1 protein-coding gene and 1 pseudogene are annotated in these 1983 nt (G+C 67.4%); both read left to right on the top strand.

Annotation, left to right across the window (positions count from 1 at the left end):
* Positions 1 to 1197 (top strand): M16 family metallopeptidase (locus tag ELR45_RS11985; protein WP_205856459.1); only part of this gene is annotated, 1197 nt, incomplete at its 5' end.
* A gap of 272 nt (positions 1198 to 1469) precedes the next feature.
* Positions 1470 to 1983, top strand: a pseudogene (locus tag ELR45_RS37610) (bifunctional metallophosphatase/5'-nucleotidase); the annotation flags it as partial.

Raw genomic sequence — 1983 nt, 5'->3', positions numbered from 1 at the left:
ATCGGCGTCTGGGTCGGGGTCGGCTCCGTCGACGAGTCGCCGGAGCAGGCTGGGTCCACCCACTACCTCGAGCATCTGCTGTTCAAAGGCACGTCACGGCGGAGCGCACTGGACATCTCGTCGGCGATCGAGTCTGTCGGCGGCGACATCAACGCGTTCACCGCCAAGGAGTACACGTGCTACTACGTGCGGATACTCGACAATGACCTGCCGCTGGCGATGGACGTGGTCGCCGACATGGTGACGTCCTCGTTGGTCGAGCCGGCCGAGGTGGATGCCGAGCGCAACGTCGTGCTCGAGGAGATCGCCATGCGCGACGACGATCCGGCGGACGCCGTCCACGACCTGCTGGCCGGTCAGATGTGGGGCGACGCTCCGCTCGGCCGGTCCATTCTCGGCTCCGTCGAGAGCATCACCGGAATGGCACGCGACACCGTCAACGACTATTACCGGCAGCGTTACCGCCCGCGGAACATCGTCGTCGCGGCTGCGGGGAACCTGGAGCACGACGCGGTCGTGAAACTGGTGGCCGAGGCGTTCGGCGTCGACGGCTTTCTCTCCGGCGACGACGAGCCGGCCGCACCACGTATCGGTGGCATCGCGCCGGATGTGGCCACCGGCGTCGCGCTGCTGCAGCGTCCCACGGAACAGGCCAACCTGCTCCTCGGCATGCCGGGGCTGAATCGCAACGATCCCCGCCGGTTCGCACTCGGCGTTCTCAACGCCGCGCTCGGGGGCGGGATGTCATCTCGGCTGTTCCAGGAGATCCGGGAGCGGCGTGGCCTGGCGTACTCGGTGTACTCGTTCGCGGCCCAGCACGCCGAGACGGGCATGTTCGGCGTGTACGTCGGGTGTCAGCCGAAGAGGGCCGACGAGGTGCTGGACCTGGCGCGTTCGGTGCTGGCCGACGTCGCGTCGTCGGGCATCACGGATGACGAACTGGCCAGTGGGAAGGGCCAGGCGCGCGGAAACCTCGTCCTCGGTATGGAGGACACCAGCGCACGGATGGGCCGGCTCGCCAAGGCGGAGCTGGTCTACGACGAGCTTCCCAGTATCGATGAACTACTCACGCGGATTGACGCGGTGACCATGGACGATGTCCGGGAGCTGGCGTCGTCGCTGTTGAGCGCTCCGCCGGCTCTGGCCGTCGTCGGTCCGTTCGACGACGCCACCCGCTTCGAGGCCGCGATCGGCTGACGGGTCGCGCAGCAATGGGCCGGCGGGATCTCCAGGCGGCGGGTTACGTTGGGTGCGTCGCGTTCGGTCGGCCTGTGGCCCGGCTGGGCTTGAGCCTGGAGATCCCGTCGCTCCACTCGGCGCGGCCTCTCAAGCACGGAGTTCGGTGACTAGCGGCCGGAACCTCTTGAGGTATGCGCAGAACACGGTAGGTTGTCCCGTGTTGTACGCCCGGCGTTAACGAACGAACGGTAAGTTCACCGCCGTCCTACACGTGTTCCGGAGGTACTTTTATGCGCCCAACGAGGCGTTATTCCCGTGCTCTGGCGGCGGTCGCCGCCCTGGGCCTGGCCGGTGTGGGGTTGGCAGCGGCCCCCGCCGCCGCCGACGACCACGAAACCATCATCGATGTTCTGGCTACCAACGACTTCCATGGACGGCTCGAAGCCAACGGCCAGGCGGCCGGCGCGGCGGTTCTGGCCGGCGCGGTCGACCAGATGCGGACGGACAACCCGAACACGGTGTTCGCCGCCGCCGGCGATCTGATCGGCGCGTCGACGTTCGTCTCGTTCGTCGACAACGACAACCCCACCATCGACGCGCTGAACGCGGCCGGGCTCGACGTGAGCGCGGTCGGCAACCACGAGTTCGACCAGGGCTACTGCGACCTCGTCGAGCGTGTCATCCCGCGCGCTGAGTGGGAGTACATCGGCGCGAATGTCAAGGTCAAGGACGGCCACACGCACGGGTGTGAGAACACCGAGCTGGAGGACCTGTCCGAGTCCTGGACCACCGAGATCGACGGCG

Origin of the sequence: Phytoactinopolyspora endophytica (genome assembly GCF_004138495.1) — a bacterium.
GTDB classification, from domain to species: domain Bacteria; phylum Actinomycetota; class Actinomycetes; order Jiangellales; family Jiangellaceae; genus Phytoactinopolyspora; species Phytoactinopolyspora endophytica.
This window is presented reverse-complemented; position numbering and strand designations above follow the sequence as displayed.